Raw genomic sequence first — 756 nt, 5'->3', positions numbered from 1 at the left:
TGATGGTGGGCGCCGACAGCATGAGCCGCGCCGTGGGCGTGCCCAACTACATCGCCGACGTGATCGTCGCCGCCTCGCTGATCGCGGTGCTGGTGGCCGGGCTGCTGACCCAGTACCGCGTGCGGTGGAAGTGACGCCGCCATGAATACCTGCCTTCATCACGATTTCAAGCAAAATTGGCCTCTAATGCTTATCCACCAAGCGCTGACAGCTATCAAAATTAAAGCAACCAGCACCGAGGCGGGCGCATGACCGAGTTCTTCGACATCCTCGCCAACCCGGCGTTCTGGATCGCCACCCTGCGCGTGGCCACGCCGCTGATCCTGGGCACGCTGGGCGTGCTGATGTGCGAGCGCGCGGGCGTGCTCAACCTGGGCATCGAAGGCATCATGGTGGCCGGCGCCTTCACCGGCTGGCTCACCGTGTACGCGGGCCACGGCCTGTGGACCGGTGTNGCGTGCTGATGTGCGAGCGCGCGGGCGTGCTCAACCTGGGCATCGAAGGCATCATGGTGGCCGGCGCCTTCACCGGCTGGCTCACCGTGTACGCGGGCCACGGCCTGTGGACCGGTGTGCTGGTGGCGGCGCTCACCGGCGCCGTGTTCGGCCTGCTGCACGCCTGGCTGACGGTGGGGCTGGCGCTGTCGCAGCATGTCTCGGGATTGGGCATCACGCTGCTGGCCACGGCGCTGAGCTACTACGGCTACCGCGTGAGCTTCCCCAAGGTCAACACGCCACCCACCATCGAACCCTTTGC

1 protein-coding gene and 1 pseudogene are annotated in these 756 nt (G+C 66.4%); both read left to right on the top strand.

The annotated features are described in order from the left end of the window. Nucleotides 1-248 precede the first annotated feature (248 nt). On the top strand, nt 249-464 hold the full coding sequence (locus tag QZH66_RS17490; RefSeq protein ID WP_305807104.1) for a hypothetical protein: 216 nt from the start codon (nt 249-251) through the stop codon (nt 462-464). Then, nucleotides 464-756 (top strand): annotated as a pseudogene (locus QZH66_RS17485) (hypothetical protein); the annotation flags it as partial. The gene QZH66_RS17490 and the pseudogene QZH66_RS17485, both read left to right, overlap by 1 nt.

This window comes from Stenotrophomonas sp. YIM B06876, from assembly GCF_030711595.1.
Lineage (GTDB): Bacteria > Pseudomonadota > Gammaproteobacteria > Xanthomonadales > Xanthomonadaceae > Stenotrophomonas.
The sequence above is the reverse complement of the archived record's forward strand: the minus strand, read 5'-3'. Positions and strand labels throughout refer to the sequence as shown.